Genomic DNA, 25414 nt, shown 5'->3' with positions numbered 1-25414 from the left:
CTTGGATAAACTTTATCTACTAGAATGGAGATGTAGGAGATGATGGGATTAAAAGAACTATTTACGACTCATAAAACCGAACCGCCTCAACTGGGACTTTGGTATTTTGTTCTTTTGGGGCTGGTCTTTGCGATTAGCTGGCTTTCCTATCGCTACTACAATCGGAAGCCTTACCAGCGGTTATTTGTTGGGATGCAAGCTTGTCAGCTGATAGGCCTCTACTCTTGGTATATGCTGACTGCTGCCCCTTTGTCTGAGAGTCTGCCTTTTTATCATTGCAGAATGGCTATGTTTGCCTTGATGTTTCTGCCTAATCGCTCAGTGTATAAATTTTATTTTGCACTTTTGGGGACTTTTGGCTCGATTGTAGCCTTTATTTATCCGATTTTCGATCCTTACCCTTTTCCCCATATTACTATTTTGTCCTTTATCATCGGCCATCTAGCGCTCTTGGGAAATTGTTTGATTTATCTTTTCAGATATTATCATACTTTCTCTATGAGCTGGCAGCGAGTGGTGTGGACGACCTTTCTGATGAATGCTTTTTTGCTTGTTATAAATATTTTGACAAAGGGTTCTTATGGATTTCTCACAGATCCGCCGCTTGTTGGCAATCACGGACTCTTGCTCAATTATCTGCTTGTCTCAATCGTCTTAAGTGCAGCAGTCTGCTTGGTTTCTGAAATTTTTAAGCGTGTGGAGCAGACCAAGACAGTCACCCTAACCTAATCATCTAACGGAGGATTTATGAAAGACTTTTTAACAACGACAAAAACGGTGGCACCGCCTATCTCGATTTTATGGTATGCTGTGATGATTGCTCTGGTTTTGCTGTCTATTTGGAGCTCGCTCAAATACCATGATAATCCGCGTTTTGTCAAGGCATTTAAGTGGATTCAGATTGCCCAGCTGCTGATGCTTTATAGCTGGTATTTTGGTTTTCGAATTCCCTTTACCAATAGCCTGCCCTTTTATCATTGCCGTCTGGCGATGTTCGCGGTGGTTTTTTTGCCGGACAAATGGCGCAGCAAGCAGTATTTTGCTCTTTTAGGAGCCAGCGGAGCGGTCTTTGCCTTGGGCTACCCAGTCTTTGACCCCTATGATTTCCCGCACATTACCAGCATTTCTTTCTTAATTGGCCACTATGCCCTTTTGGTTAATTCCTTGATTTATCTGATGAATCACTACGACAAGACCCTGCTCAAGAAATACATGATTGTAGCTTACACCTTTGGGCTCAATCTTTTCCTAGTCGGCGTTAATCAAGTGACCGGAGGAAATTACGGTCTGCTAAAAAGTCCGCCTTTTACCCCTGATGCCCCCCTATGGATAAAGTACCTCCTTGTGTCAGTTATCCTTTCTCTGGCTCTGGTTCTCTTTGATATCTTGTTTAAGAAACGCTGGCAAAAGCAGTTAAGTCTAGTCCGAAATTGATTTATTATAAGTTTATAGCTCCTGTCAAGTTAATGTGGCAGGAGTTTTTTAAACTTAGGAAGCCTTATCATGACTTGCTTTGCTTCTAGTGACAAATGGACTGTTTGTCTATCAACTCTTTAAGCTGGTCGAGCTAGACACTTTTGTTCGCGGAATGAAACGCCCCAAATTTTGGTCTTTCTTAACAGCTGGAGTACAACGGGGAAAAGGCTTAATTCTCTATCTTCTGAAACGGAACAAGGCCATTTTTTCCATGATAGCTGAAGAGAAAGAAGAGCTGGAAATCAGAAAAAACGCCTGCTCTATTTACTGATTTTAATCTTCATCTTTACAATTTTCCTCTTTAACAGTGTCGTTGTTAGATTTTAAGGGAAATTTCATTGACATAGGAGAATAAAATCGCTCGAAAGGGCGATTTTTATCTTCTTTAGATAATTGAAAAAAAGCGCTAAATCCGCTATAATAGGTAGGTTGAAAGGATTGAAATACTCCGATGTAAAATAAAAAAATAAATACTAAGATTCACACTATCCTAAATGAAAGAAAGAGAAGAAGATGACTTTACAAGAAGAAATTAAGAAACGCCGAACTTTTGCCATTATCTCCCACCCGGATGCGGGGAAAACGACCATCACGGAGCAGTTGCTCTACTTCGGGGGCGAGATTCGTGAAGCTGGGACGGTCAAGGGGAAAAAGACGGGTAATTTTGCCAAGTCGGACTGGATGGATATTGAGAAACAACGGGGGATTTCAGTGACTTCCTCTGTCATGCAGTTTGATTACGATGGCAAGCGGGTCAATATTCTAGATACGCCAGGGCACGAGGACTTCTCAGAAGATACTTATCGGACCTTGATGGCGGTGGATGCTGCGGTCATGGTTATTGACTCGGCTAAGGGTATTGAAGCTCAGACCAAGAAGCTCTTTGAGGTTGTCAAGCATCGGAATATTCCAGTCTTCACTTTTATGAACAAGCTGGACCGTGACGGTCGCGAGCCCTTGGACTTGTTGGAAGAATTGGAAGAGATTTTGGGTATTGCCAGCTACCCGATTAATTGGCCGATTGGCATGGGGAAGAGCTTTGAAGGTCTTTATGACCTCTACAATGAGCGGCTGGAGCTTTATAAGGGCGAAGAGCGCTTTGCGACTCTGGCAGAAGGCGACCAACTGTTTGCTTCCAATCCTTTCTATGAGCAAGTTAAGGAAGATATTGAGCTCTTGGGCGAAGCTGGGAATGAATTCTCAGAAGAAGCGATTTTGGCTGGCAAACTGACACCTGTTTTCTTCGGCTCAGCCCTTACCAACTTTGGCGTCCAGACTTTCCTGGAAACCTTCCTTAAGTTTGCTCCTGAACCGCATGGCCAAAAGAAGACAGATGGCGAGGTAGTCGAGCCCCTCAGCCCAGACTTTTCAGGCTTTGTCTTTAAAATTCAAGCCAATATGGATCCGCGACACCGCGACCGTATCGCCTTTGTCCGTATTGTTTCTGGCGAGTTTGAGCGCGGTATGAGTGTCAATCTGCCACGCACTGGTAAGTCTGCCAAGCTATCCAATGTTACCCAGTTTATGGCTGAGAGTCGGGAAAATGTGACCAATGCTGTAGCTGGTGATATTATCGGGGTTTATGATACGGGGACTTATCAGGTCGGTGATACCTTGACTGTAGGCAAGAATAAGTTTGAATTTGAACCTCTGCCAACATTTACTCCAGAGATCTTTATGAAAGTTTCGGCTAAGAATGTCATGAAGCAAAAATCCTTCCATAAGGGGATTGAGCAGCTGGTGCAAGAGGGAGCCATCCAGCTTTATACTAACTACCAGACAGGCGAGTACATGCTGGGCGCTGTCGGTCAGCTCCAGTTTGAGGTCTTCAAACACCGCATGGAAAATGAATACAATGCTGAAGTGGTCATGAATCCTATGGGCAAGAAGACTGTCCGTTGGATTTCACCGGATGACCTGGACGAGCGTATGTCTTCTAGTCGTAATATCCTAGCCAAAGACCGCTTTGATCAGCCAGTCTTCCTCTTTGAAAACGACTTTGCCTTGCGCTGGTTCGCGGACAAATATCCAGATGTTAAACTGGAAGAGAAGATGTAACGTACTAAGATTGCTTGGCTACATAGTAGTCTAAGCAATCTACGCCATGTCCTATGGGACCATGGCTAAGTACCTTACTAACTGCGTTTGGCAAATAGAATCGATTTGCCAAACTCCGTGTCGTAGTGAATGGGATTGTTATGATTGTATAACAAACTAAAGTTACTAAGGTCGAGTTCTGTTGGGCCCTTGCTAGCCACTTTACTAATTTCATCAGGCGAAGTAGTTAATTTGATTGGTTTTGTGCTTCGACATTGCATATTTACTTGCAGGAAGAGTTTATGAAGTTTGGTGCTAGTTTATTAGAGAATCATTCTACCTCATAGAAAGGAGCTCCATGTTTCTGGAAAGAAAACTAAAAGATCAGTCTGTCTGGATTAACATTGACTCAGATAGTTTCAAAAAGAATGCCCGGATTTATCAGGATTATGAAATTGATAAAGAGACCATCGAGTATGCACTCGATAAGAACGAGCGGGCTCACATGGACTACAATCGTGAGAATGGAACAGTTGTCTTTATCTACAATGTCCTTAATTTAGCGACAGATAAGGAATATTATGAGACGATTCCCATGACCTTTGTGGTGCAGCAGGGGCGGCTCATTACCATCAGCAACCAAGACAATGCTTATGTTGTGGATATGATGAAAGCCTATACTGAGCATCATGAGCCAGTATCGGTCTATAAGTTTCTCTTCGCTAGTCTGGAGTTGGTCTCCAATTCTTACTATCCAGTCGTTGAGCGGATGGACAAGCGCAAGGATGAGATTAATGCTCTTCTGCGTCAGACAACTACCAAAAAGCATCTTTTTGATCTATCCGACTTGGAAACATCTATGGTCTATCTCGTTGCGGCTGCCAAGCAGAATCACATGCTCCTGGAACATATCAAAAGCCATGGCATTTACCGCCGTTTTGATGAATTAGAAACCGAGCAGTTTGAGGATGCCATGATTGAAGCTCGTCAGCTCGTTTCGATGACTGATCTAATTGCTCAAGTTCTCAGCCAGCTTTCTGGCTCCTACAATAACATTCTGAACAACAATCTGAATGACAATTTGACGGTCTTGACCATTATTTCTGTTCTTCTAGCAGTACTTACAGTTATCACTGGTTTCTTTGGTATGAATGTTCCTCTGCCCTTGTCAAATGATAAAAATGCCTGGATTTATATTGTTGTCATTAGTCTGATTATCTGGGGACTTCTGACTAAGTTTCTTAAATGGTTAGCCAATAAGAAGTGAACATTTGAGATTATTTTTCCTATAACAAGCACCGAGAATGGTGCTTGTTTTTTTGTACTTGGAAAAGAAAATGATTAGTACAGTTTGTCTGTATTTAAAAAACTGTTATTTTGTGTTATAAAATATAACATAAAAATTATAATTTTTATTGCATAAAATTTCATAATAAAGTATAATATAAAACAATTTAAAATAAGTGAGGGGTAGAAATATGGCAGATTACCTAAGCGATTTAAATTACAAAGGCAATGTATACCAATATACTGACCTTGGAAAAGCCTCAGCTCTACTAGGAGGGGATATAGAAGGGCTTCCTTATTCTATACGCATATTATTAGAAAGTGTTCTCCGTAAGGAAGATGGTGTTGACGTAACAAAAGATAACATTGCTTCTTTGATGCATTATCAAGCTAAATCACCAAGCGGAGAAGTTCCTTTTAAGCCTAGTCGAGTTATTCTCCAGGATTTTACGGGTGTTCCTGTTGTAGTAGATTTGGCTAGTATGCGCGATGCGATTGTTGGACAGGGAGGTCAGGCCAATCAGATCAATCCAGAGATTCCGGTTGATTTAGTTATTGACCACAGTGTTCAGGTGGACTTTTATGGCTGTGATACTGCTCTAGAGGCCAATATGACCCAGGAATTTGTCCGCAACAATGAGCGCTACGAATTTCTCAAATGGGCAGAAAAATCTTTTGATAATTATCGGGCAGTTCCTCCTGCTACAGGAATTATCCATCAGGTCAATATCGAATTTCTCAGTGATGTCATCATTGAAAAGGATGGTCAACTCTATCCGGACAGCATGTTTGGAACGGACAGTCATACGACCATGATTAATGGTATCGGTGTTCTGGGCTGGGGAGTCGGTGGGATTGAGGCTGAGGCTGCCATGCTAGGTGAGGCTTCATATTTCCCTGTTCCTGAGGTGATTGGTGTTCGTCTCTTGGGCAAGCTGCCTAAGATTGCAACAGCGACAGATTTGGCTCTAAAGGTCACGCAAATCTTGCGGCAGGAAAATGTTGTTGGCAAATTTGTCGAGTTCTTTGGGCCTGGTTTGTCTAATCTAAGTCTGGCTGACCGGGCAACAGTGGCCAATATGGCTCCGGAATACGGAGCTACCTGTGGTTATTTTCCGATAGATGAGGAAACGCTCAATTACATGCGTCTGACCAATCGCTCAGAAGATCATATCGAGCTGACCCGTCTCTATGCTCAAAAAAATTACCTCTTCTATAATGAAAGGGTTGAGCCGATTTATACCAAGGTAGTCGAAATTGATTTGTCCAGCATTGTGCCGAGTATCTCAGGCCCCAAGCGTCCCCAAGATTTGATTGAATTAACAGCTGCTAAAGAGGAGTTTCAAGCTAGTATAGTCAGGGAAGCAGGGGTTCGAGGCTTTGGATTAGATGAGAGCGAGTTGGAAAAGTCAGCAGTGGTTCAGTTTTCTGATCATGAGGAGACGATTAAGACCGGCCATGTGGCTATCGCTGCTATTACTAGCTGTACCAATACATCTAATCCCTATGTCCTGATGGCGGCAGGACTTTTAGCCAAGAAAGCAGTAGAAAAAGGCTTACGGGTTTCAAAGACTGTCAAGACTTCTTTAGCTCCGGGCAGCAAGGTGGTCACAGGATATCTCAAGAAGAGTGGTCTTCAGACCTATCTGGATCAGCTTGGTTTCAATCTTGTCGGCTATGGCTGCACCACTTGTATCGGAAATTCAGGCGATCTCCGACCAGAAGTGGCTCAGGTGATTACAGATACTGACTTGCTGGCTAGTGCTGTTCTTTCAGGCAATCGGAATTTTGAAGGGCGGATCAATCCACTGGTCAAGGCCAATTTCCTAGCTAGTCCGCCCTTGGTAGTTGCCTATGCTCTGGCTGGAAATACCAATATTGATCTGACCAGCGAGCCACTAGGTTATGATCAAAAGGGGCAGCCTGTTTATTTGATGGATTTGATGCCAGAGCACGACTTGGTCGCAGATTATGTTCAAAAATATGTGACACGCCAGCTTTTTGAAAAAGAATATGCCCATGTGTTTGATGACAATGAAAAATGGAATCAGATTCCGACAGCCTCTTCTCAAAATTATCAGTGGAATCAGGCTTCGACCTATATTCAAAATCCACCTTACTTTGATGGCTTAGCTGATGATTTAGCCATTCAGCCACTGAAAAATCTTGCTGTGTTGGCAAAATTTGGGGATACGGTGACGACAGACCATATCTCCCCAGCAGGAAATATTGCCAGAAACAGCCCAGCGGCTTCCTATTTAATGGAGCACGGAGTGGATTACCAAGAGTTTAATTCTTATGGCAGTCGTCGGGGCAATCATGAGGTCATGATGCGGGGGACTTTTGCCAATATTCGGATTAAAAATGAATTGGCGAATGGGAAAATTGGTGGTTACACAGATTATAAAGGAGAGTTGCTATCCATTTATGAGGCGGCCATGCGTTACAAAGAGGAGCAAATTGGCACCATTGTCTTAGCTGGTAAAGACTACGGTATGGGGTCTAGCCGTGATTGGGCAGCTAAGGGGGCTAATCTTTTGGGTGTCAAGGTGTTGCTGGCAGAGAGTTTTGAGCGCATCCACCGGTCAAATCTGGTCATGATGGGTATTCTTCCTCTGCAGTATCTAGAGGGCGAAAATGCAGATAGTCTGGGCTTAACAGGCAAGGAGATTTTCGACATTAATCTGTCACAGAACCCGCAAGTTGGTCAGCTAGTTGACGTGGTAGCTCGGAAGGGCGCTGAAGAAATAGCTTTTCAGGCTCGGCTGCGTTTTGATGCAGAGGCGGATATCCGTTATTATGAAAATGGGGGAATTTTGCCCATGGTCGTTAGAAAGAAATTAGAGGAGGTATGAGTATGAGTCAGACAGATGGTTTGAAAGATACCATTGCCTGTGATACCAGAATTAGCCAGATTGTGGATGATTCTTTGTCTTATGCAGGATACAATATTTCTGAATTAGTAGAGCACCATGCAAGTTTTGAAGAGGTGATTTATCTGCTGTGGCATTTGCATTTGCCGACTCAGATTGAGCTCAAGCATTTTGAAGAAGATCTGCGAGCTAATTATGCCATTAGCGATGCAGTGGAGCAGTGTATTCTCATCCAGTCCCGCAAGCACCTTCATCCCATGAGCGTCTTGCGCTCAACGGTCAGTCTTTTGGGGGTTTATAATGTCCATGCTGAGGAAACTTCTCTAGAAGCGACCTATGAGCAGAGCATTCAGCTTATGGCAAAGATGCCGACTATTATTGCGGCTTTTGCCAGACTGAGGTCAGGTCAGACTCCGGTAAAGCCGCGGGAGGATTTGGGCTTTGCGGCTAATTTCCTCTATATGCTCAAAGGACAAGAGGCTAGTGAGCTTGAAGTCAAAGCCTTTAACTGTGCCTTGGTGCTCCATGCCGATCATGAACTCAATGCTTCAACCTTTGCGGCTCGTGTCTGCGCCTCAACTTTGACCGATATTTATTCCTGCGTGACAGCAGCTGTTGGAGCGCTCAAGGGTTCCCTTCATGGAGGTGCTAATGAATGTGTCTTTGATATGCTGAAAGAGATTAGAGCAGAAGGAAATTGCCAAGCCTACCTAGACCGCAAGCTGGCCTCTCACGAGAAAATTATGGGCTTTGGTCACCGGGTTTACAAGACCCAAGATCCGCGTGAAAAATACCTGCGTCAAATGGCCAAGGACTTGACACAGGGGACCAAGGATGAGGTTTGGTATCAGCTTTCAGTGGAAATTGAAGCCTATATGAAGCATACCAAGCACCTGATACCAAATGTCGATTTTTATTCGGCTACAGTTTACCATGTGTTGGGCATTGACAGCAGTATTTACACCCTGATTTTTGCCATGAGTCGGGTGGCTGGCTGGATTGCCCATATTCAGGAACAGCGCAAGAACAATAAGCTGATTCGGCCGCGTTCTAACTATATTGGTGCTCAAGGTTTGGAGTATCTTCCCATCGGAAGGAGATAAAATGGCAGATAAGATTTTATTTGAGAAAGGGCGATTGCTGGTACCGGATGCTCCTATTATTCCTTACATCCAAGGTGACGGGATTGGGGTTGATATCTGGAGAAACGCCCAGTTGGTCTTTGATAAGGCAGTGGAAAAGGCTTATGGAAGTCAGAGAAAGGTCGTTTGGAAGGAGGTTTTGGCTGGGAAAAAAGCAGCAGACCAGACAGGTGACTGGTTACCGGATGAAACGCTGATAACGATCAAGATCCATCTAGTGGCTATTAAGGGCCCTCTGGAAACCCCAGTCGGAGAAGGGATTCGTTCCTTGAATGTTGCCCTGAGACAGGAATTAGACCTCTATGCCTGCCTGCGGCCGGTTCGTTATTTCAAGGGAGTTCCCAGTCCGCTCAAGCACCCCGAGAAGACTGATACCACGATTTTTAGGGAAAATACAGAAGACATCTATGCAGGGATTGAGTGGGAGAGCGGAACGGCTGCAGTCCAAAAAGTCATCGATTTCCTGCAGAAGGATATGCAAGTTGACAAGATTCGCTTCCCAGAAAGCTCTGCTATTGGAATCAAGCCTATCTCTAAGCAGGGCAGCGAGCGGCTGATACGGGCGGCTATTGACTACGCGCTAGCCAAAGGACTGAGTCGGGTAACTCTAGTCCACAAGGGCAATATCCAGAAATTTACAGAGGGTGGTTTTCGGAAATGGGGCTATGAGCTAGCTCAAAGAGAGTATGCGGACGAAATGGCTTCTGGAAAACTAGTTATTCAGGATGTTATTGCGGATAATTTTCTGCAACAAATTTTGCTCTATCCCGAGAAATTTGATGTTGTCGCCTTGACCAATCTAAATGGTGATTATGCCAGCGATGCCTTGGCTGCTCAGGTGGGAGGAATTGGCATTGCGCCAGGAGCCAATATCAATTACGAGACTGGTCATGCTATTTTTGAAGCTACTCATGGGACGGCGCCAGATATAGCAGGTCAAAATAAGGCTAATCCTTGTTCTCTTCTCTTATCGGGGGCCATGCTCTTTGATTACATTGGTTGGTCGGAGGTCTCTCATCTCCTGACTAAGGCCATTGAGAAGGCTCTCTTTGAGCAAAAAGTGACAGGGGATTTTGCCAGTCAGCTGGAAGGAGTGCCAGCCTTGACCACTAGTCAATTTGCTGAGGAGCTACTGGCTAATATAGAAAAGTGTCCATAATGAAGAAAAAAGTGGTGAAGAATCTGCCTATTTAGACAATCTCTTCATCACTTTTTTGTCTTTTTCGATATTCCAGTCCCCAGCCGATGATCCAGCAGAAGACTAGCAGATAATTTTCAATCCAGCCCAGTAGGTTGGCTTGATTGGCCTTTTCCAGATATCCTAGCAGATGGTTGGCGCCAAAGCCCACCCCACCTAGAATCAGTGCTAGCAAGGTCATACGCAGATAGAACCAATCATACTTTATGTTGGCGGCAATGACTAAAGGCAGAATAGCCAGATTCCAGAAACCAATTTCCCGCTGCCAGTAGGGAGCTAGACCATAGATGGACTCATTGCCCAAGAGCTGGGGATGGAAAATTTGGATCATAGCCGCGCCCAGCATAGCTAAGATTAGTAAAATGAAAATCACTCGTAAAAATTTATTCATACCTGTCTCCTTTCTTCTTTGTAGATTATAATGCTTTTGAAAATGATTTTCAAGTTTTCATGTTTTACAAAAGAAATCTCTAATAAAATATTTTACAGGCAAGTCCTATCTTTTTAGGTGCTTTTGTGGTATACTAGATTAGTTGCAGAAATACAGTTTTTCTATTCAGTGGGAGCTAGCGACCGAGTCGGCGCTTTTTTAGTGCCTAGACTTGAGAGCCCATATTTATGAAGAGAAGAGCGAATACTCTTAGAAAATCGAGATTTAGCAAGAGAAAAGCACTTGGGATGTTTCGATAGTTGAGTATCAAAAGCCTTATAAGGTGGCTTCGCACCGCCTTTAGAAAGAAGAAGAACATTGAAATTTAATGAATTACATTTATCTGCTGAATTACTAGCAGAGATTGAAAAAGCTGGCTTTGTAGAAGCAAGCCCTATTCAAGAGCAGACGATTCCACTTGCTATGGCAGGTAAGGATGTTATTGGTCAGGCCCAGACAGGGACAGGAAAGACAGCAGCCTTTGGCTTCCCGACTCTGGAGAAGATTGATACAGATAATCCTGCTGTGCAGGCTTTGATTATTGCCCCAACCCGTGAATTGGCCGTGCAGAGTCAGGAAGAACTTTTTCGTTTTGGCCGCAGCAAGGGTGTCAAGGTGCGTTCTGTCTACGGTGGCTCCAGCATCGAAAAGCAAATCAAGGCCCTCAAATCAGGTGCTCATATCGTCGTAGGAACACCTGGCCGTCTCTTGGATTTGATCAAACGCAAGGCGCTTAAGCTGAATCAGATTGAAACCTTAATCTTGGACGAAGCGGATGAAATGCTTAACATGGGATTTTTGGAAGATATTGAGTCTATCATTTCCCGTGTGCCAGAAGAGCGTCAGACCTTGCTCTTTTCAGCGACCATGCCGGATGCTATCAAGCGCATCGGTGTCAAGTTCATGAAGGAGCCTGAGCATGTCAAGATTGCTGCTAAAGAGCTGACGACGGAGCTGGTGGATCAGTATTATATCCGTGTCAAGGAAAATGAAAAATTTGATACCATGACCCGCCTCATGGACGTGGACCAGCCAGAGCTGTCAATCGTCTTTGGCCGGACCAAGCGCCGGGTGGATGAGCTGACTCGCGGTCTGAAAATCCGCGGTTTCCGAGCAGAGGGTATCCATGGTGATTTGGACCAAGGCAAGCGCCTCCGCGTTCTGCGCGACTTTAAAAACGGGAATCTGGATGTCTTGGTGGCGACAGATGTGGCCGCGCGTGGATTGGACATTTCTGGTGTGACCCATGTCTACAACTACGACATTCCGCAGGATCCAGAAAGCTATGTTCACCGGATTGGTCGGACCGGTCGTGCTGGTAAGTCGGGTCAGTCTATCACTTTCGTATCGCCAAATGAAATGGGCTATCTGCAGATTATCGAAAATCTGACCAAGAAACGCATGAAAGGCCTCAAGCCAGCTACGGCAGAAGAAGCTTTCCAAGCTAAGAAAAAAGTGGCTCTTAAGAAGATTGAGCGCGATTTTGCGGATGAAAGCGTCCGTTCTAACTTTGAGAAATTTGGCAAAGATGCCCGCAAGCTGGCAGCAGAATTCAGCCCAGAAGAGCTGGCTATGTATATCCTCAGTTTGACGGTGCAGGATCCAGATGCCCTTCCTGAAGTAGAAATTGCTCGTGAAAAACCATTGCCATTTAAACCGTCTGGCGGAGGTTTTGGAGGAAAAGGCAAGGGCGGTCGTGGCGGAAATAGCAACCGTCGCAGAAATGAAAATCGCCGTGACCGAGGTGGCCGTCGCGATCAATTTAAGAAAGGTCGTAAAGAAGAGCGGTTTGATAAAGAAAATCGCTACCGCAAGGACCACAAGAAGCCACGTAATACTTCTAGCGAAAAGAAAACCGGCTTTGTTATCCGTAATAAGGGTGATAAATAAAAAGTTAGAACTCTGATACATCAAATATGTATCGGAGTTTTTTCTTTTGATGAGATGTTAATGATATTATACTCGTCTTTTATAAAAAATTTGATTGGAACATTTAAGTATTTTATGATAAAAGGCGCCACAATCTTGTGGCTTTTTTTGTGAGAAATCTTATAAGCAAAAAGTACATAAAGTGTAATTTAGCTACTTGGTTATCAAATCAAACAAAATAGTACACGATTTATTAATTATTGTAAACAAACAATTTATAAAAAAGATATAATAAGCTGTTGACTATATTATATCATAATGATATAATGAATTTACAAACAAAAAGAAACAAGGTGAGGTAATAATGGAGCTTTCTCAATTGTTTGATAAAGAGTTAGTTTTTTGTCTAACTGCAAAAAGTCAAGAAGAGTTATTTTATCAGGTAGCTGACTTACTGGAAGAGAGAAAAATTGTCAAGCCTTCTTATAAAGAGGCTCTGATAAAAAGAGAGCAATCTTTTCCAACTGGATTGGATATGGAGTTTTTAGGCAAAGACTTGCCAAATGTAGCTATTCCCCATACAGACATTGAGCACAACTTAACAGAGAATGTGGTTGTGGTTAAGTTGGAACAGCCTGTGACTTTCCACAATATGATTGCACCTGCACAGACAGTTTCAGTCTCTCTTTTATTCTTTATTATTAACCATTCTAGCTCAAGTCAAACTAACATTTTGGCACAGCTTATGGACTTCTTCACTAGCCAAGGCAATTTAGCTGAGTTAGCTAAGTGCAACACTGATGAAGATTTGTTTCGTTATATTTCAACAGTCATCAAATAAATTAAATGGAGGTTTTTACCATGATTAAAATTTTAGCAGCCTGTGGAGCTGGTGTGAATTCCAGCCACCAAATCAAAAGTGCCCTTGAGGAAGAGTTGTCAAACCGTGGTTATGATGTTCATTGTGATGCGGTAATGGTTAAGGATGTCAATGAAGATTTAATTCAAGGATACGACATCTTTACACCAATTGCAGCAACAGATTTGGGCTTCACACCAGAAATTCCTGTTATTGAAGCAGGACCGATTCTTTTCCGTATTCCAGCTATGAGTGCTCCGGTGTATGACAACATTGAAGCGGCCATTAAAGAGCATGGTCTAAGTTAGGTTATAAAAGGTTAAACCAGGAGGTTTTGTTATGAATGCTATTATTGATATAGCGAATAAGTTCTTTGATCCCATTATAAAAATGGGCGGCCCGATAGTCATGCTGATTATCTTGACTGTCTTGGCTCTGTTATTTGGTGTGAAATTTTCCAAAGCTTTGGAGGGTGGTATTAAGCTAGCCATCGCTTTGACGGGTATCGGGGCCATCATCGGTATGCTGAATGGAGCTTTCTCAGCTTCACTTGCAAAATTCGTTGAAAATACAGGCATTCAGCTTAACATCACAGATGTTGGCTGGGCTCCTTTAGCAACGATTACTTGGGGTTCTCCATGGACCTTGTACTTCTTGCTTATCATGCTGATTGTCAATGTCGTTATGCTGGTTATGAAAAAGACCGATACACTGGATGTCGACATCTTTGATATTTGGCACTTGTCCATCACTGGACTACTAATTAAGTGGTATGCGGATAACAATCATGTGAGTCCAGCTGTATCGCTACTGATTGCGACTACGGCAGTTGTCCTAGTCGGTGTTTTGAAAATCATCAACTCAGACTTGATGAAGCCAACATTTGATGATCTTTTGAATGCACCAAGTTCATCTCCGATGACGTCTACTCACATGAACTATATGATGAATCCTGTCATCATGGTTTTGGATAAGATTTTTGATAAATTTTTCCCTTGGTTAGATAAGTATGACTTTGATGCTGCAGCTCTGAATAAAAAGATCGGTTTCTGGGGCTCTAAGTTCTTTATCGGTTTCCTTCTCGGGGTGGTCATTGGTTTTATGGGAACTCCACAACCTGTAGCAGGTGCAGAAGATGCAAACACTTGGCAATTAGTCATTAAAGGTTGGTTGACTCTAGGTTTGACTGCCGGTGTCTGCTTGGAATTGTTCTCATTGATTGGTTCATGGTTCATTGCAGCTGTAGAACCACTTTCACAAGGTATTACAAACGTTGCTACAAAACGTCTACAAGGTCGTAAATTTAATATTGGTTTGGACTGGCCTTTTATTGCAGGTCGTGCTGAAATCTGGGCTTGTGCCAACGTACTTGCACCAATTATGCTGATTGAAGCAGTTCTTCTTTCTAAAGTAGGGAACGGTATCCTACCACTGGCTGGGATCATTGCAATGGGGGTAACTCCAGCTCTCTTGGTAGTTACTCGTGGCAAACTCTTGCGTATGATTGTATTTGGAAGTCTTTTGCTTCCGCTCTTCTTGTTGTCAGGAACTCTTATTGCACCATTTGCGACGGAACTTGCTAAAGGTGTTGGTGCCTTCCCTGAAGGAGTCAGTAAGTCACAATTTATTACTCATTCTACGCTAGAGGGACCAATTGAGAAACTGCTGGGCTGGACTATCGGTAATACTACAACTGGTGATATCAAAGCAATCATCGGTGCAGTTATCTTCTTGGGAGCTTATGTAGGAATCTTTGCTTGGTACAGAAAACAAATGATCAAACGTAACGAAGTCTACTCTGCAAAGGGAAAATAAAAGCTTGTGGCCAGAATGATATATAAAGTAAGCCATAAAAACAAATAGTGAAACGAAGAAAACTAGGCTGATATAGATAAAGTCTAGTTTTCTTGTTGTAGAACAGATTAAATAGTACTAATTAACTAAATTATAGATTTAAATTCAACATATCGGCCATTTAAAATAAAAAAATTCACAAATCTTTGTTTATATGCTGGAACTGATGTATAATAAGGTGAAGGTGAGTCTGTAAGAAATTCAGGAGCAAAAGGAGAATGTAAAATGAAAGAAAGTAGACATAGAATCATTCTGCAAGAACTGGATCAAACAGGTGTGGTTGCTGTTAAAAACCTCAAGGAAATGCTGGGTGTCACGGATATGACCATCCGTCGGGATTTGATTGATTTGGAGAAGCAGGGCATGCTGACCCGCGTTCATGGCGGAGCCCATAAGAAGGTCAAGAATGCTCTCAACGAGATTTCCCACTCAGAAAAGCAGATGCTGAATGTTGAGGAGAAGAAGCAGATTGCCCGTAAATGTGCGGATTTGATTGCTGACGGGGATACGGTTTTTATTGGGTCAGGCACCACAACGGATTTTATCGGAGACTATTTGGATGGAAAGAATATCAGCATTGTCACTAATTCGCTGCCAATTTTTGAAAAGTTAAAAGAAAGAGCCAATTTAGATTTAATTCTGATTGGCGGACGTTATCGGGCTAAGACTCAAACCTTTGTAGGTCAGTTTGCCAATAATCTTTTGAGAGAAATCAAGGTTTCTAAAGCCTTTATTGGGGCGAATGGCATTGACGGTCATAATGTTACGACCAGCAATGAAGAGGAAGGCAACGGAGATGCGATTATCCTTAACAATGCCATCAGCAAATACATTGTAGCCGATAACAGCAAGTTTGACAGCTATTCCTTCTATTCTTTTTACCGGCTGGACAACCTCAGTGCAGTTGTGACGGACGACAATATCGCTCCGAAAGTCAAGGAAAAATACAGCACTTATGTTGAAATTCTGTGATGTCTGACCAGTGAGAGAAACCTGCTTCAAATAAATATTTTATAGAGGCTGTGACTAGGATTTTGTCTAGAAATTCTAGTCGCAGTTTTTTTATATCTTGGTCGATTTTGTAAACAACAGTCTTGACTTTGCTGCGGAATTCCTTATATAATAAAATGTATTATTAAATTTTAGGAGGTCTTATGACAATCAATATAGTGATTTTTGTGGCAGTGTCGCTTTTTCGTTTGGTGTTTTTGAGGAAATCCTCTCAGAATGAGCAGGATATTCTGGCTAAGGGTGGTATGGAGTACGGGGTGAAAAACTCAACTATCATGAAGTACCTGCACATGCTTTTTTATGCAGTTTGCTTTCTGGAATTGCTGCTGAAAAAGCCAGCTTTTGACTTTGTGAGCCTATTGGGGGCTGTGTTGTTGCTCTTTTCTATGTTTATGCTCTACCTTGTTGCCAAGCTTTTAGGACCAGTTTGGACCATCAAGCTCATGCTGGTTAAGGATCATAAGTTTGTTGACCACTGGCTATTTCGCAATGTCAAACATCCTAATTATTTCCTGAATGTTGTACCAGAATTGGTGGGCTTGGCCCTGCTCAGTCATGCTTACTTTGCTCTGTTTATCCTCTTCCCGCTCTACTGTATCACACTCTATGTCCGTATCAAGGAAGAAGAGCAGTTACTCAAGGAAGTTATTATTCCAAATGGGATTGCTGGTGAATAAAGTTAATATAATGCACACAAGTTGCAAAAGAAAGGCTAGGACGTTTATGTCCTAGCCTTTTCTTGCATGAATTTTCGTATTTCATCAGCCATTTGCTGGGGTTGGCTCGCTTCAAAAAGTAAACTATTTGCTTCAGGCTGGTGGGCAGTTTGGCTGAAAGCCAAAACTGGCTTCCCCTTGCTGATAGCCCTTTGGACAATTTGGTCGACTTCTCCCCAGTGATTGATATCCAAGTAAATATCCGCCCTATCAAGCAAATCCTCAATAAAGTCATCCTGATGGATATTGGTGTAGAGGTTGATATTGGGATAGTCTTTAAAGCTGGCCAAGTAAGGAGAAATATTGGTCTTAGCAGCAATGTGAAATTCCAAGTCTGGCAGATTTTCTGCTAAATAGGCCAATTGTTCCAAGGTATCAGAAGCTGTCAGCGTGAAGGCATGGAAATTGCCCTGTGGACGCTCCTTGATGATAAGCTCTTCCTTGCTCATAGCGATAGAGTTGCTGGGAATATCCTGGAAAATCAAGCTGTTGGCTCCAATGATGACATTATCACCAATGGTCACACCTTTGAGAATCACAGTATTGGCCCCAATCCAGCAGTTAGCTCCAATCTTGACTGGCGCAACAGTAAAATCAATCTTCTCAATATGGTAATTAGAATACTGATGATTATGGTCAAAAATGCGGACCCCATCGCCAAACATGGTGTCCTTGCCGATTTCGATAGAGTGCTGACATCGGACAGTGCAGTGGTCATTGAAGAAAACTCGGTTTCCTAGTTTGAGTTGTGCGCCACTGGCTACACTGAGGCTGGTAAAGGATTGGAAGACGACATCTTGACCGATATCAAGCTGGCTATCTGGGGAAATTTCGATATGATGAAAGTCGCCTTTAAACTGGATTTCAGGCATTTTGAGTCCTTTCTTTGATGTAAGCCAGTTTGGCTTGTCTAGTTTTCTTTTTAAAGAGTGCTTCAGCCGACATGGCAGCCGGCTTGCTAGGGTGTTCTTCTTGGTAAAGTAAGGTGACAGGCAGCCGAGCGCGGGTGTACTTGGCTCCTTTGCCAGCTTGATGTTTTTTGAGTCGGGCTTGGACATCCGTTGTGTAGCCGGTGTAGAGGGAGCCGTCCCCGCATTCAAGCACGTACATATAGGCTTTATTTTCCATAGTAAATCTCGTGAATCTCCGGAGTGTAGCTGCCATCCTGATTGTGAATAAAGAGAGGGGGCAGGATTTTTAGACCGTCGCGGGAACCATCTTTAATCGCTTCGATAAGCAGCATATTGGCCTCTTTACCCAGCTTTGGATAGACAAACTGGATGCGCTTGGGAGCCAGGTTGTGGGCTTGCATGGTATCTAAAATATCTAAAAAGCGTTCTGGTCGATGAACCATAGCAAGACGACCGTTGGATTTGAGGATTCGCTGGGCAATCTTGCAAATCTCTTCCAGATTGGTTGAGATTTCATGTCGGGCTAGGAGGTAGTGCTGGCTTTCATTGAGATTGGATTGCTTGTTAACCTTGAAATATGGGGGATTGCAGAGAATCATGTCAACCTTGCTGCCAGTAATATATTGGCCTAGGTTTTTCAGATCGTCCTGAATGACCTGCATTTGTTGGGTCAAGTCATTGAGCTCAATGGAGCGCTCAGCCATGTCTGCCAGACGTTCCTGGATCTCGACTTCCAAAATCTGAGCCTTGGTCCGAGTGCTGGCAAAAAGTCCGACAGCGCCATTTCCAGCACAGAGATCGACAATCAACCCCCGCTGAGGCAGCTTAGGAAAGCGGGAAAGCAACACGCTGTCTACCGAATAGCTGAAGACCTCATTATTTTGAATAATCTTGACATCCGTTGAAAAGAGCTGGTTGACTCGTTCTCCGTCTTTTAGTTTTGCTTCGTTCATAAGTCAATTATAGCATGATTTAGCAAGGATTCCAAAGGGATATGAGAAGTTTTTGCACAATCAAAAAACATGCGAGGATTCTCGCATGTTTCCATGAGCTTAAATGATAATTCTTTTTTAGCTAGCCCTTAATCAAATCTGTATTTCTGCTTGATGGTGCAGGCAACAAAGACAAGCCCGAAAACGACCATGAGGATCAGATAGACTGGCAAAGTTGCGGCTGTCAGCGTTGCAATTTCCAAAAGGTGCTGCAGGACAAAGGCTGATAGATAGAAGCCAAAGACAGAGAAGATAACGAGCAGGCTACGCCAGAGGTTGAGTGGCAGACAGGCCCTAATGACGGACAGGAAGCTGATGCTGCCTAGTAAGTAGTAGGTCAGGGTTGCCATTTCTATATCGCTCCAGCCATGGCTGCTGCCCCAGATGCGGACAAATAGCACGCTGAAGACAATCATGAGGGAGCTTGGCAGAGCTAGCTGCAGGGAGCGTTTGAGGAAGTGTTTTTCAACCGGCTTAATATTGCGCTCAAAGGTGAGGACAAAGGGCGGGAAACCTTCGACAAACTGGTCAATCAGGGTGATTTGAATCGGGATGAATGGGAAAATCAAGAGGTATTCAGATTTTCCGAGCAGGATACTGGCGATACAGATGATAGCCAGGATGAAAGAATAAATGGTCTTGATGAAGAAAATCGGAGCAATCCGGCCGATATTGTTAACGACTCGGCGGCCTTCAAAAAGAATCTCAGGGACATCGTTAAAGTCGGAATTAAGAAGGACCAAGTTGGCAATCTGCCGAGTTGCGGGGTCGCCCTCTGCCATGACGATGGAACAGTCTGCTTCACGTAAGGCCAAGATATCATTAACCCCATCTCCCGTCATGGCTGTTGTCCGACCAGCGGCTTTAAGAGTCTGGATTAGCAGCTTCTTCTGATGAGGAGAAACACGGCCAAAGATGGCTGTTTCTTCTGCTTGCTCAACCAGTTCTTGATCGCTGATTTTAGAGCAGTCGATGTAGCTGTCGTAATTGGTAAATCCAGCCTGGCTCGCAATATGGGAAACGGTCACTGGATTGTCACCAGAGATGATTTTTAAATCAACATCTTGAGAGCGCAGGTAGTCCAGTGTCTCGGCCGCTCCCTCCCGAATAGGGTCAGTGATTTCCAGAACAGCTAAAGCGGTCACATCTTCAGGCAGTTGGATGCTGTGTTTGTCTAGCACTTGGTCGCTGTGAGCCAGCACCAAAACCCGCGATCCGCGTTTTTGAGCCTCTCCAACCGCTGCAGGATTTCTGTCCAGCAGCATTTCGGGCGCTCCCAGAAAGATGGTTCCAACACTTGATAAATGCATTGCGCCCCATTTTCGGTCACTAGAAAATGGGATGACATTGTCGCTAGTATAGGTGTGCTCCAGATGGCTGTAGCCCTTGCGGATAGCCTGAGCTGTTGGGTTATTATCCTCACTGGTTTGGATGTAGGCTGCTAAGATTTGACCGACTGTCTCATCAGAAAACTTATCTGACAGGCTATGCAAGGCTTCAACGGTCATCTTACCTTGGGTAATTGTCCCGGTCTTGTCCAGACAGAGAGTATCTACCCGAGCTAAGGTCTCAACAGAATACATTTCCTGAACAAGCACCTTGCGCATGCCGAGCTTGATGACAGCTGTCAGAAGTGACGTGACTGTCAGAAGGGCAATTCCCTTAGGCAGCATACCCAAAAGAGCTGTCGAGCTAGTAATGACAGAGTCTTTGACAGGCAATCCCTTTATCATAAGGGCTTCAAAGAAGAGAGCCATTCCGAAAGGAATGATAATTTTTCCGGTAAAGCGGGAAATTTTCCCAAGATTGTAAAGAATGCGCGAGTTGATAGGTTTGAGGGTTTTAGCCTCAGTCATGAGCTTGTTGGCATAGTTGTCTGCGCCGACATGGTGCACCTCAGCATAAATCTGCCCACTGGCCAGAAAGCTACCGGACAGCAGCTCGGCGCCTTCTTCCTTGAGAACCAAGTCACTCTCCCCTGTCAGCATGGCTTCATTGGCCTCGGCAACACCTTCTACCACCCGGGCATCACTGGGAATTTGCTCGCCGGCTGACAGCTTAATCAAGTCACCCAGCACAATTTCTTCTGGCTGAATCTTGACTTTCTGGCCGTCGCGGATGACTGTGACCAGCTCTCGGCTGACCAGATTGAGCTTGTCAATCATGTGCTTGGCTCGCAGCTCTGTAATAATACCAGTGACGGCGTTAAAGCTGATTACTGCGAAGAAGACCAGATTGCTCCAGGCTTGGACAGAGACCAATGCTAGAGCAATAACAAAGTTAAGGGCATTAAAAAGGGTGAAAACATTCCGCTTAACGATTTGCCAGTTACTAGTACTGGTGTCACTTGTAAAATCGTTGGTCAGGCCATGCGAAATCTTTTCATCTACTTGGGTTTGGTTTAAACCAATTAATTCTTTCTTGTTCATGAGATTAATGATACCATTTTTTTATGTAAATAGCTATCCGAATCAGCTGTTACAGCCAAAGTTTGGAAAAATATTGCAGACTATAAGGGTATAGGGTATAATGGGAAAGGATGTAATAAATTTCAAGTATAATTTTGGTTTGAAATAAGGAGAGTTTATGTTTTATACCTATTTGCGAGGTTTAGTGATTTTTATCCTGTGGACCTTGAACGGCAATGCGCATTACCACAATAAAGAAAAGATTCCTTCAAAAGATGAAAATTATATCTTGGTGGCTCCTCACCGGACATGGTGGGATCCAGTTTACATGGCTTTTGCGACCAAACCCAAGCAGTTCATTTTCATGGCTAAGAAACAGCTCTTTGAAAATCGGGTGTTCGGCTGGTGGATTCGCATGTGTGGTGCCTTTCCTATTGACCGGGGAAATCCTGGCCCGTCAGCTATCAAGTACCCTGTCAATATGCTGAAAAAGAGCAATCGCTCTCTGATTATGTTCCCAAGCGGCAGCCGCCATTCTACGGATGTCAAGGGAGGAGTGGCAGTGATTGCTAAGATGGCTAAGGTCCGTATCATGCCAGTAGTCTATGCTGGTCCCATGAGCCTCAAAGGTTTGGCAGCTGGAGAGCGCGTGGACATGAATTTTGGTAATCCCATTGATATTTCAGACATTAAGAAGATGAATGATGAGGGAGTTGAGGAAGTGGCCCGCCGTGTTCATGCGGAATTTGACCGTCTGGATGCTGAAGTAGCACCTTACCAGACACAAAAGAAAGGCAATATTTTCTTGCGGATTTTACGTGCCTTTGTCTTTATTCCTGCTATTTTGATTGGAATTTTGACCATCATTTTCAGCTTTTTTGCTAGCTTTGTCTGGGATCCAGACAAGCATAGAAAATAAGATACTAATCAGCTTACTGAGTAATCTCGCTTGGGAGCTGATTTTTGTATGCAAGTGAGTTATAATGTTGGTATGTTTTATAAGGAGGATGCTATGTCTCTTACTTTTTTATCTTTTGTAACCTTATCACTATTTATGCTGCACGAGTTTGATGAGATTATCCTGATTCGGCCTTGGATTTCTCAGAATCAAGACCATCAAGACTATCAAAAGGAGATGTTCATTGCCAGAAGAGGAAGTTATCTTTCTGCTGAAAGCATTGCTCTGATGATTGCGGAGGAATTTCTATTGGCTTTTATCCTTTTGTTGCTTGCCATTCTATTTCGCATTCCCGAGCTAGTTTTAGCTATTGGCTTCTGTCATACTCTCCATCTGCTGGGCCATATCATGCAAGTGTTTCGCTTTCGTCGTTGGGTACCGGGCGGCTTCACAGCTTTGTTGACTTTTCCTATACTCATCTTGGTCTTTGTCCATTATCTAAGTCAGCAGGCAGTTTCTTGGCCGCTGCTTCTGATTCTAAGCGCGCTTGTGATGGCTTTTCTTCTAGTAAACCTTGCTTTTTTACATAGCAAAGCTCATAAGTTAGAAGCTTGGATATACAGGATAAGCAAAGTAAATTGATATTACAGCTCCTATTTTCATCAATGCCACTTCTATCCTATACGACTTCTTGCAAAATAAAGATTTTAGGGAACTATATATCTGTTTACACAACCACAATATGTGGTATTTCGACAATATTAAAAAAGGCGACTTCCAAATTGAGGAAATCGTCTTTTTATTAAATTAAATTTGCGTAGGGTAAACTTTTTATATATTCTTCTATATAAAGCCAATCTATCTCTCCGAGATTATTTTTGGGGAGATATAACTCTGTGTTTTTGAAACGTTCTCCGCTCCAGCTTCTACCGAAAGAATATTTGTAACGTTCTTTGTCTAAAATAGTTATCAAAAACATTGCAGTATACTTGTTCAAATGCTCGCTATATCCAACAGAAGTTTTACCATTCATTCCTATGAATGGTTCTGGTTGATATGTTGAATATCCTCCGCTTCCATCACCCAAGTTCACAAAAACTACTCCGTTTCCATTAGAAATATACTCTTCATTTCCTTCTTTTGAGACAAATCTATCAAACCCATTGTCTTTTTTCTTAGCTGCAATATATGGAATATCCATGCCTTGAATGAGGTCAAAAGTAGTAGCTCCTTTTGTTCCTTCAATATTATCAAAAACTTTGTTTATATTGAAGTAATCCCAATTTATTTCATCAATATTTTTATCGGGTGCAGGAAATATAGTCGTTGAATTACTCAATTTTTCACCTACAAAATTTGAAAGTAAATTTATTTCTTGAAATTCTGATAGTCCCGTTTCTTCAAGTAACGACAATTCTTGTTTTGAACGATAAAGAAGGTAATCAGATATAGTCTTAACAAAATCCCTATTGGATAACTCATCATAGTTTGTTCGAGAATGAGCATATACTGTCCATTCATCACCTTTTTTGATTTTAGTTCGAATAATGTTGTACCCATCCGATGTATTTCCGTGAATAAGTTCATTGAGTAGTTTTTCTTCAATATCATTCCAATGGTCGTATATATCTGTTCTACCCTTGTTTTTGGATAATATAAAACCATCATTTTTCAAATCATAAAAAACAACATCATTATTATAATCGTGAGGAAGATGTGTTTCAAAAACAGCTATTGCTGTACTGGTTGAAGCGTTAGGTTGAAATAGGTCTTTTGGCATATTGATGACATATTTCAAAGTATGCTTAGATAGAATCTTATTTCTAAGCGATTTATCCTTGAAGTACATTGATAATGGAGCAATTACCACCCCATACCTTGAACAATTGTCTAACAGTTTTTTCAAGAATGTTATTTCTTTTGGAGTAGGGTCATCCTTGTTTTCTTTACCTGAATATGGCGGATTGATAAATCCAATCGTCGGTTTTAATTCTTCTAAAATTTTGTCAGCTTCTTTATCATTAACAGAATCCAGATTGTATATTCTAGATTTTCCATCTCCTCTGAACAGCATATTTGAGATAGCACAAATATACATTGTAGAATTAATTTCAAATCCGAGTAACTGATTTTCTTTTATGTTTTTTTCATCTGCACCCTGTATAGATAGTAGTTTATTCATTCCAGCAATCAAAAATGCACCAGTACCACAACAAAGGTCTAAAATTACATCGTTTGCTTTTAAGGGTATGAGTTTTGTAAATAAGCCAGTTATATGCCTTGGGGTTAGCACAATCCCTTTCTTTACGTTAGATACTCCTGCAAATTTTAGAAATTCTTCATAAAACTTACCCATAATATCATAGTTTGAATTGGTTGAGAAATGATTATTAAACAGTGGGATGACTTTTTGATTCAACTCATCTAGAATTTGTTTAAGAATTGCAGTGTTTTGCAAATTTACATCTGTTTTTATTGAACCCAACTCTCCTTCTAAAGCTCTCAGTTTATTTTCAGGAATACCTTCTTTTTCTAAAATTCCCTTTACCGTAGGATATAGGTTATCAAGTATTTGAATTGGAGTATAGCTAGGGTATAAATCGGGAAAATTATTGTAAAAATTCTCAGATTTATTGTAGAGACAAATCATTAGTACAGCAAGTAGTGTAGGTCGTTTTTGCGAATCAATTGACCGTAACAGATTATTTACCTTCTTACTTACTTTTGTTATATCTTCAATCGCTTTTTCTTCGTCAAGGTTGTTGAATAGTGCCAAAAATTCCGTCTCAGTAAGAAAATTAGACACCTTGTCAATATATTTGATATTTTGTTTTGTGTCTATATAATAGCAGCTAAACTTATGCTTGTACTCATCATACACATCCCCGCTAACAGCAATTCCAACAACTTTCCACGTGGAGAACTCTTTAATCGCAAATTTACTTAGATACCATTTGAGTCCTTCTACACATCCTTTTTTGATACTATCTAATTCGTGTTCCTGTATTGTTGGTTTTTCTTCAACAAGAATTAATAATCTTTTTTCCTTATTACAGTAAATTCTATCAGGAATACCATTTTTCCCGTTCATTTCCTTAGAAGAGTGCGATAGAACTTCAATTATTTCACTTGTTAATTTTGATTCTGTCTGGCTATCATCCCAATCAGAAACATTATAACCTAATTCTTGAAGTTTTTGAGTGACGCTTGGTGTAACTATCTTATCTTTTCTAACCATTTACGTTACGCCACCTCATTTCTGATAACAGAAAAGACCTTCTCACACAAACGTGAAAAAGTCTTCAAAAGGGGTTGACAAAAAGGCTGAGTAGCTACATAATCAGCTTGATTTGATTTGATTTGATTTGATTTGATTTGATTTGATTTGATTTGATTTGATTTGATTTGATTTCTGTCATATTTTTCTCCTTGCTTATATAACAATACTATTAT

At 42.2% G+C, this 25414-nt stretch carries 21 protein-coding genes; 15 read left to right on the top strand and 6 right to left on the bottom strand.

Annotation, left to right across the window (positions count from 1 at the left end; translation table 11 throughout):
• Positions 1 to 42 precede the first annotated feature (42 nt).
• From MK370_RS04150 to icd, 7 genes are all read left to right on the top strand, one after another.
• The gene (locus MK370_RS04150) at positions 43 to 729 is read left to right on the top strand and encodes a TIGR02206 family membrane protein (protein WP_268684467.1); all 687 of its coding nucleotides are present in this window, start codon (positions 43 to 45) and stop codon (positions 727 to 729) included.
• An 18-nt stretch (positions 730 to 747) separates the two neighbouring features.
• Positions 748 to 1434 carry a TIGR02206 family membrane protein gene (locus MK370_RS04145; RefSeq protein ID WP_268684272.1) on the top strand — a complete coding sequence of 229 codons (687 nt, stop codon included), beginning with the start codon at positions 748 to 750 and terminating at the stop codon, positions 1432 to 1434.
• Positions 1435 to 1989: 555 nt separating this feature from the next.
• Positions 1990 to 3534 (top strand): peptide chain release factor 3, encoded by a 1545-nt coding sequence (locus MK370_RS04140; RefSeq protein WP_268684271.1) that lies wholly within the window; start codon positions 1990 to 1992, stop codon positions 3532 to 3534.
• Positions 3535 to 3871: 337 nt separating this feature from the next.
• A complete protein-coding gene (locus MK370_RS04135; protein WP_268684270.1) occupies positions 3872 to 4780 on the top strand; it encodes a magnesium transporter CorA family protein in 909 nt (302 codons plus the stop codon).
• A 211-nt stretch (positions 4781 to 4991) separates the two neighbouring features.
• The gene (acnA, locus tag MK370_RS04130) at positions 4992 to 7655 is read left to right on the top strand and encodes an aconitate hydratase AcnA (protein ID WP_268684269.1); all 2664 of its coding nucleotides are present in this window, start codon (positions 4992 to 4994) and stop codon (positions 7653 to 7655) included.
• Between the two features lie 2 nt (positions 7656 to 7657).
• Positions 7658 to 8776: a citrate synthase gene (locus MK370_RS04125; RefSeq protein WP_268684268.1), complete on the top strand. Its 1119-nt coding sequence runs from the start codon at positions 7658 to 7660 to the stop codon at positions 8774 to 8776.
• A gap of 1 nt (position 8777) precedes the next feature.
• On the top strand, positions 8778 to 9974 hold the full coding sequence (gene icd, locus MK370_RS04120; RefSeq protein WP_268684267.1) for an NADP-dependent isocitrate dehydrogenase: 1197 nt from the start codon (positions 8778 to 8780) through the stop codon (positions 9972 to 9974).
• A 31-nt stretch (positions 9975 to 10005) separates the two neighbouring features.
• On the opposite strand, the gene MK370_RS04115 is transcribed toward icd, so the two are convergent.
• Complete coding sequence (locus MK370_RS04115) at positions 10006 to 10404, bottom strand: hypothetical protein (protein ID WP_268684266.1); 399 nt, start codon at positions 10402 to 10404, stop codon at positions 10006 to 10008.
• Positions 10405 to 10761: 357 nt separating this feature from the next.
• Between MK370_RS04115 and MK370_RS04110 the strand changes: the two genes are divergently transcribed.
• From MK370_RS04110 to MK370_RS04085, 6 genes are all read left to right on the top strand, one after another.
• Positions 10762 to 12333 (top strand): DEAD/DEAH box helicase, encoded by a 1572-nt coding sequence (locus MK370_RS04110; protein ID WP_268684265.1) that lies wholly within the window; start codon positions 10762 to 10764, stop codon positions 12331 to 12333.
• 343 nt (positions 12334 to 12676) lie between these two features.
• Positions 12677 to 13153, top strand: coding sequence for a PTS sugar transporter subunit IIA (locus MK370_RS04105; protein WP_268684264.1), 477 nt, complete (start codon positions 12677 to 12679; stop codon positions 13151 to 13153).
• 20 nt (positions 13154 to 13173) lie between these two features.
• Entirely contained in the window at positions 13174 to 13479 is a 306-nt protein-coding gene (locus MK370_RS04100; RefSeq protein ID WP_009659841.1) for a PTS sugar transporter subunit IIB, read from the top strand.
• 31 nt (positions 13480 to 13510) lie between these two features.
• Positions 13511 to 14986 (top strand): PTS transporter subunit IIC, encoded by a 1476-nt coding sequence (locus MK370_RS04095; RefSeq protein ID WP_268684263.1) that lies wholly within the window; start codon positions 13511 to 13513, stop codon positions 14984 to 14986.
• A gap of 264 nt (positions 14987 to 15250) precedes the next feature.
• Positions 15251 to 15997: a DeoR/GlpR family DNA-binding transcription regulator gene (locus MK370_RS04090; RefSeq protein ID WP_125336543.1), complete on the top strand. Its 747-nt coding sequence runs from the start codon at positions 15251 to 15253 to the stop codon at positions 15995 to 15997.
• Positions 15998 to 16179: 182 nt separating this feature from the next.
• Positions 16180 to 16713, top strand: a complete 534-nt coding sequence (locus MK370_RS04085) for an isoprenylcysteine carboxyl methyltransferase family protein (RefSeq protein ID WP_023915926.1) — start codon at positions 16180 to 16182, stop codon at positions 16711 to 16713.
• A 44-nt stretch (positions 16714 to 16757) separates the two neighbouring features.
• On the opposite strand, the gene MK370_RS04080 is transcribed toward MK370_RS04085, so the two are convergent.
• From MK370_RS04080 to MK370_RS04065, 4 genes are all read right to left on the bottom strand, one after another.
• Complete coding sequence (locus MK370_RS04080; RefSeq protein ID WP_268684262.1) at positions 16758 to 17624, bottom strand: DapH/DapD/GlmU-related protein; 867 nt, start codon at positions 17622 to 17624, stop codon at positions 16758 to 16760.
• The gene (locus tag MK370_RS04075; protein WP_002896092.1) at positions 17617 to 17880 is read right to left on the bottom strand and encodes a GIY-YIG nuclease family protein; all 264 of its coding nucleotides are present in this window, start codon (positions 17878 to 17880) and stop codon (positions 17617 to 17619) included. The genes MK370_RS04080 and MK370_RS04075 overlap by 8 nt, the downstream gene beginning before the upstream one ends.
• Positions 17870 to 18616: a tRNA1(Val) (adenine(37)-N6)-methyltransferase gene (locus tag MK370_RS04070; protein WP_268684261.1), complete on the bottom strand. Its 747-nt coding sequence runs from the start codon at positions 18614 to 18616 to the stop codon at positions 17870 to 17872. Before MK370_RS04070 ends, MK370_RS04075 begins: the two co-directional genes overlap by 11 nt.
• Positions 18617 to 18744: 128 nt before the next feature.
• Positions 18745 to 21084, bottom strand: a complete 2340-nt coding sequence (locus MK370_RS04065; RefSeq protein WP_268684260.1) for a cation-translocating P-type ATPase — start codon at positions 21082 to 21084, stop codon at positions 18745 to 18747.
• A gap of 157 nt (positions 21085 to 21241) precedes the next feature.
• Here MK370_RS04065 and MK370_RS04060 point away from each other — a divergent pair, with 157 nt between their 5' ends.
• Both MK370_RS04060 and MK370_RS04055 read left to right on the top strand, forming a co-directional pair.
• The gene (locus tag MK370_RS04060) at positions 21242 to 21982 is read left to right on the top strand and encodes a lysophospholipid acyltransferase family protein (protein ID WP_268684259.1); all 741 of its coding nucleotides are present in this window, start codon (positions 21242 to 21244) and stop codon (positions 21980 to 21982) included.
• A 72-nt stretch (positions 21983 to 22054) separates the two neighbouring features.
• A complete protein-coding gene (locus tag MK370_RS04055; protein ID WP_268684466.1) occupies positions 22055 to 22603 on the top strand; it encodes an HXXEE domain-containing protein in 549 nt (182 codons plus the stop codon).
• A 160-nt stretch (positions 22604 to 22763) separates the two neighbouring features.
• Here the strand turns inward: MK370_RS04055 and MK370_RS04050 are convergent, their stop codons facing one another.
• Positions 22764 to 25199 (bottom strand): HsdM family class I SAM-dependent methyltransferase, encoded by a 2436-nt coding sequence (locus MK370_RS04050; RefSeq protein WP_268684258.1) that lies wholly within the window; start codon positions 25197 to 25199, stop codon positions 22764 to 22766.
• Positions 25200 to 25414 lie beyond the last annotated feature (215 nt).

Source organism: Streptococcus sanguinis (assembly GCF_026781265.1).
Lineage (GTDB): Bacteria > Bacillota > Bacilli > Lactobacillales > Streptococcaceae > Streptococcus > Streptococcus sanguinis_T.
The sequence above is the reverse complement of the archived record's forward strand: the minus strand, read 5'-3'. Positions and strand labels throughout refer to the sequence as shown.

Excerpts from the sequence above, each read along its gene's own strand:
- MK370_RS04150 (WP_268684467.1), top strand. The coding sequence starts at position 43 with ATGGGATTAAAAGAACTATTTACGACTCATAAAACCGAACCGCCTCAA.
- MK370_RS04145 (WP_268684272.1), top strand. The coding sequence starts at position 748 with ATGAAAGACTTTTTAACAACGACAAAAACGGTGGCACCGCCTATCTCG.
- MK370_RS04140 (WP_268684271.1), top strand. The coding sequence starts at position 1,990 with ATGACTTTACAAGAAGAAATTAAGAAACGCCGAACTTTTGCCATTATC.
- MK370_RS04135 (WP_268684270.1), top strand. The coding sequence starts at position 3,872 with ATGTTTCTGGAAAGAAAACTAAAAGATCAGTCTGTCTGGATTAACATT.
- acnA (WP_268684269.1), top strand. The coding sequence starts at position 4,992 with ATGGCAGATTACCTAAGCGATTTAAATTACAAAGGCAATGTATACCAA.
- MK370_RS04125 (WP_268684268.1), top strand. The coding sequence starts at position 7,658 with ATGAGTCAGACAGATGGTTTGAAAGATACCATTGCCTGTGATACCAGA.
- icd (WP_268684267.1), top strand. The coding sequence starts at position 8,778 with ATGGCAGATAAGATTTTATTTGAGAAAGGGCGATTGCTGGTACCGGAT.
- MK370_RS04115 (WP_268684266.1), bottom strand. The coding sequence starts at position 10,404 with ATGAATAAATTTTTACGAGTGATTTTCATTTTACTAATCTTAGCTATG.
- MK370_RS04105 (WP_268684264.1), top strand. The coding sequence starts at position 12,677 with ATGGAGCTTTCTCAATTGTTTGATAAAGAGTTAGTTTTTTGTCTAACT.
- MK370_RS04100 (WP_009659841.1), top strand. The coding sequence starts at position 13,174 with ATGATTAAAATTTTAGCAGCCTGTGGAGCTGGTGTGAATTCCAGCCAC.
- MK370_RS04095 (WP_268684263.1), top strand. The coding sequence starts at position 13,511 with ATGAATGCTATTATTGATATAGCGAATAAGTTCTTTGATCCCATTATA.
- MK370_RS04090 (WP_125336543.1), top strand. The coding sequence starts at position 15,251 with ATGAAAGAAAGTAGACATAGAATCATTCTGCAAGAACTGGATCAAACA.
- MK370_RS04085 (WP_023915926.1), top strand. The coding sequence starts at position 16,180 with ATGACAATCAATATAGTGATTTTTGTGGCAGTGTCGCTTTTTCGTTTG.
- MK370_RS04080 (WP_268684262.1), bottom strand. The coding sequence starts at position 17,624 with ATGCCTGAAATCCAGTTTAAAGGCGACTTTCATCATATCGAAATTTCC.
- MK370_RS04075 (WP_002896092.1), bottom strand. The coding sequence starts at position 17,880 with ATGGAAAATAAAGCCTATATGTACGTGCTTGAATGCGGGGACGGCTCC.
- MK370_RS04070 (WP_268684261.1), bottom strand. The coding sequence starts at position 18,616 with ATGAACGAAGCAAAACTAAAAGACGGAGAACGAGTCAACCAGCTCTTT.
- MK370_RS04065 (WP_268684260.1), bottom strand. The coding sequence starts at position 21,084 with ATGAACAAGAAAGAATTAATTGGTTTAAACCAAACCCAAGTAGATGAA.
- MK370_RS04060 (WP_268684259.1), top strand. The coding sequence starts at position 21,242 with ATGTTTTATACCTATTTGCGAGGTTTAGTGATTTTTATCCTGTGGACC.
- MK370_RS04055 (WP_268684466.1), top strand. The coding sequence starts at position 22,055 with ATGTTTTATAAGGAGGATGCTATGTCTCTTACTTTTTTATCTTTTGTA.
- MK370_RS04050 (WP_268684258.1), bottom strand. The coding sequence starts at position 25,199 with ATGGTTAGAAAAGATAAGATAGTTACACCAAGCGTCACTCAAAAACTT.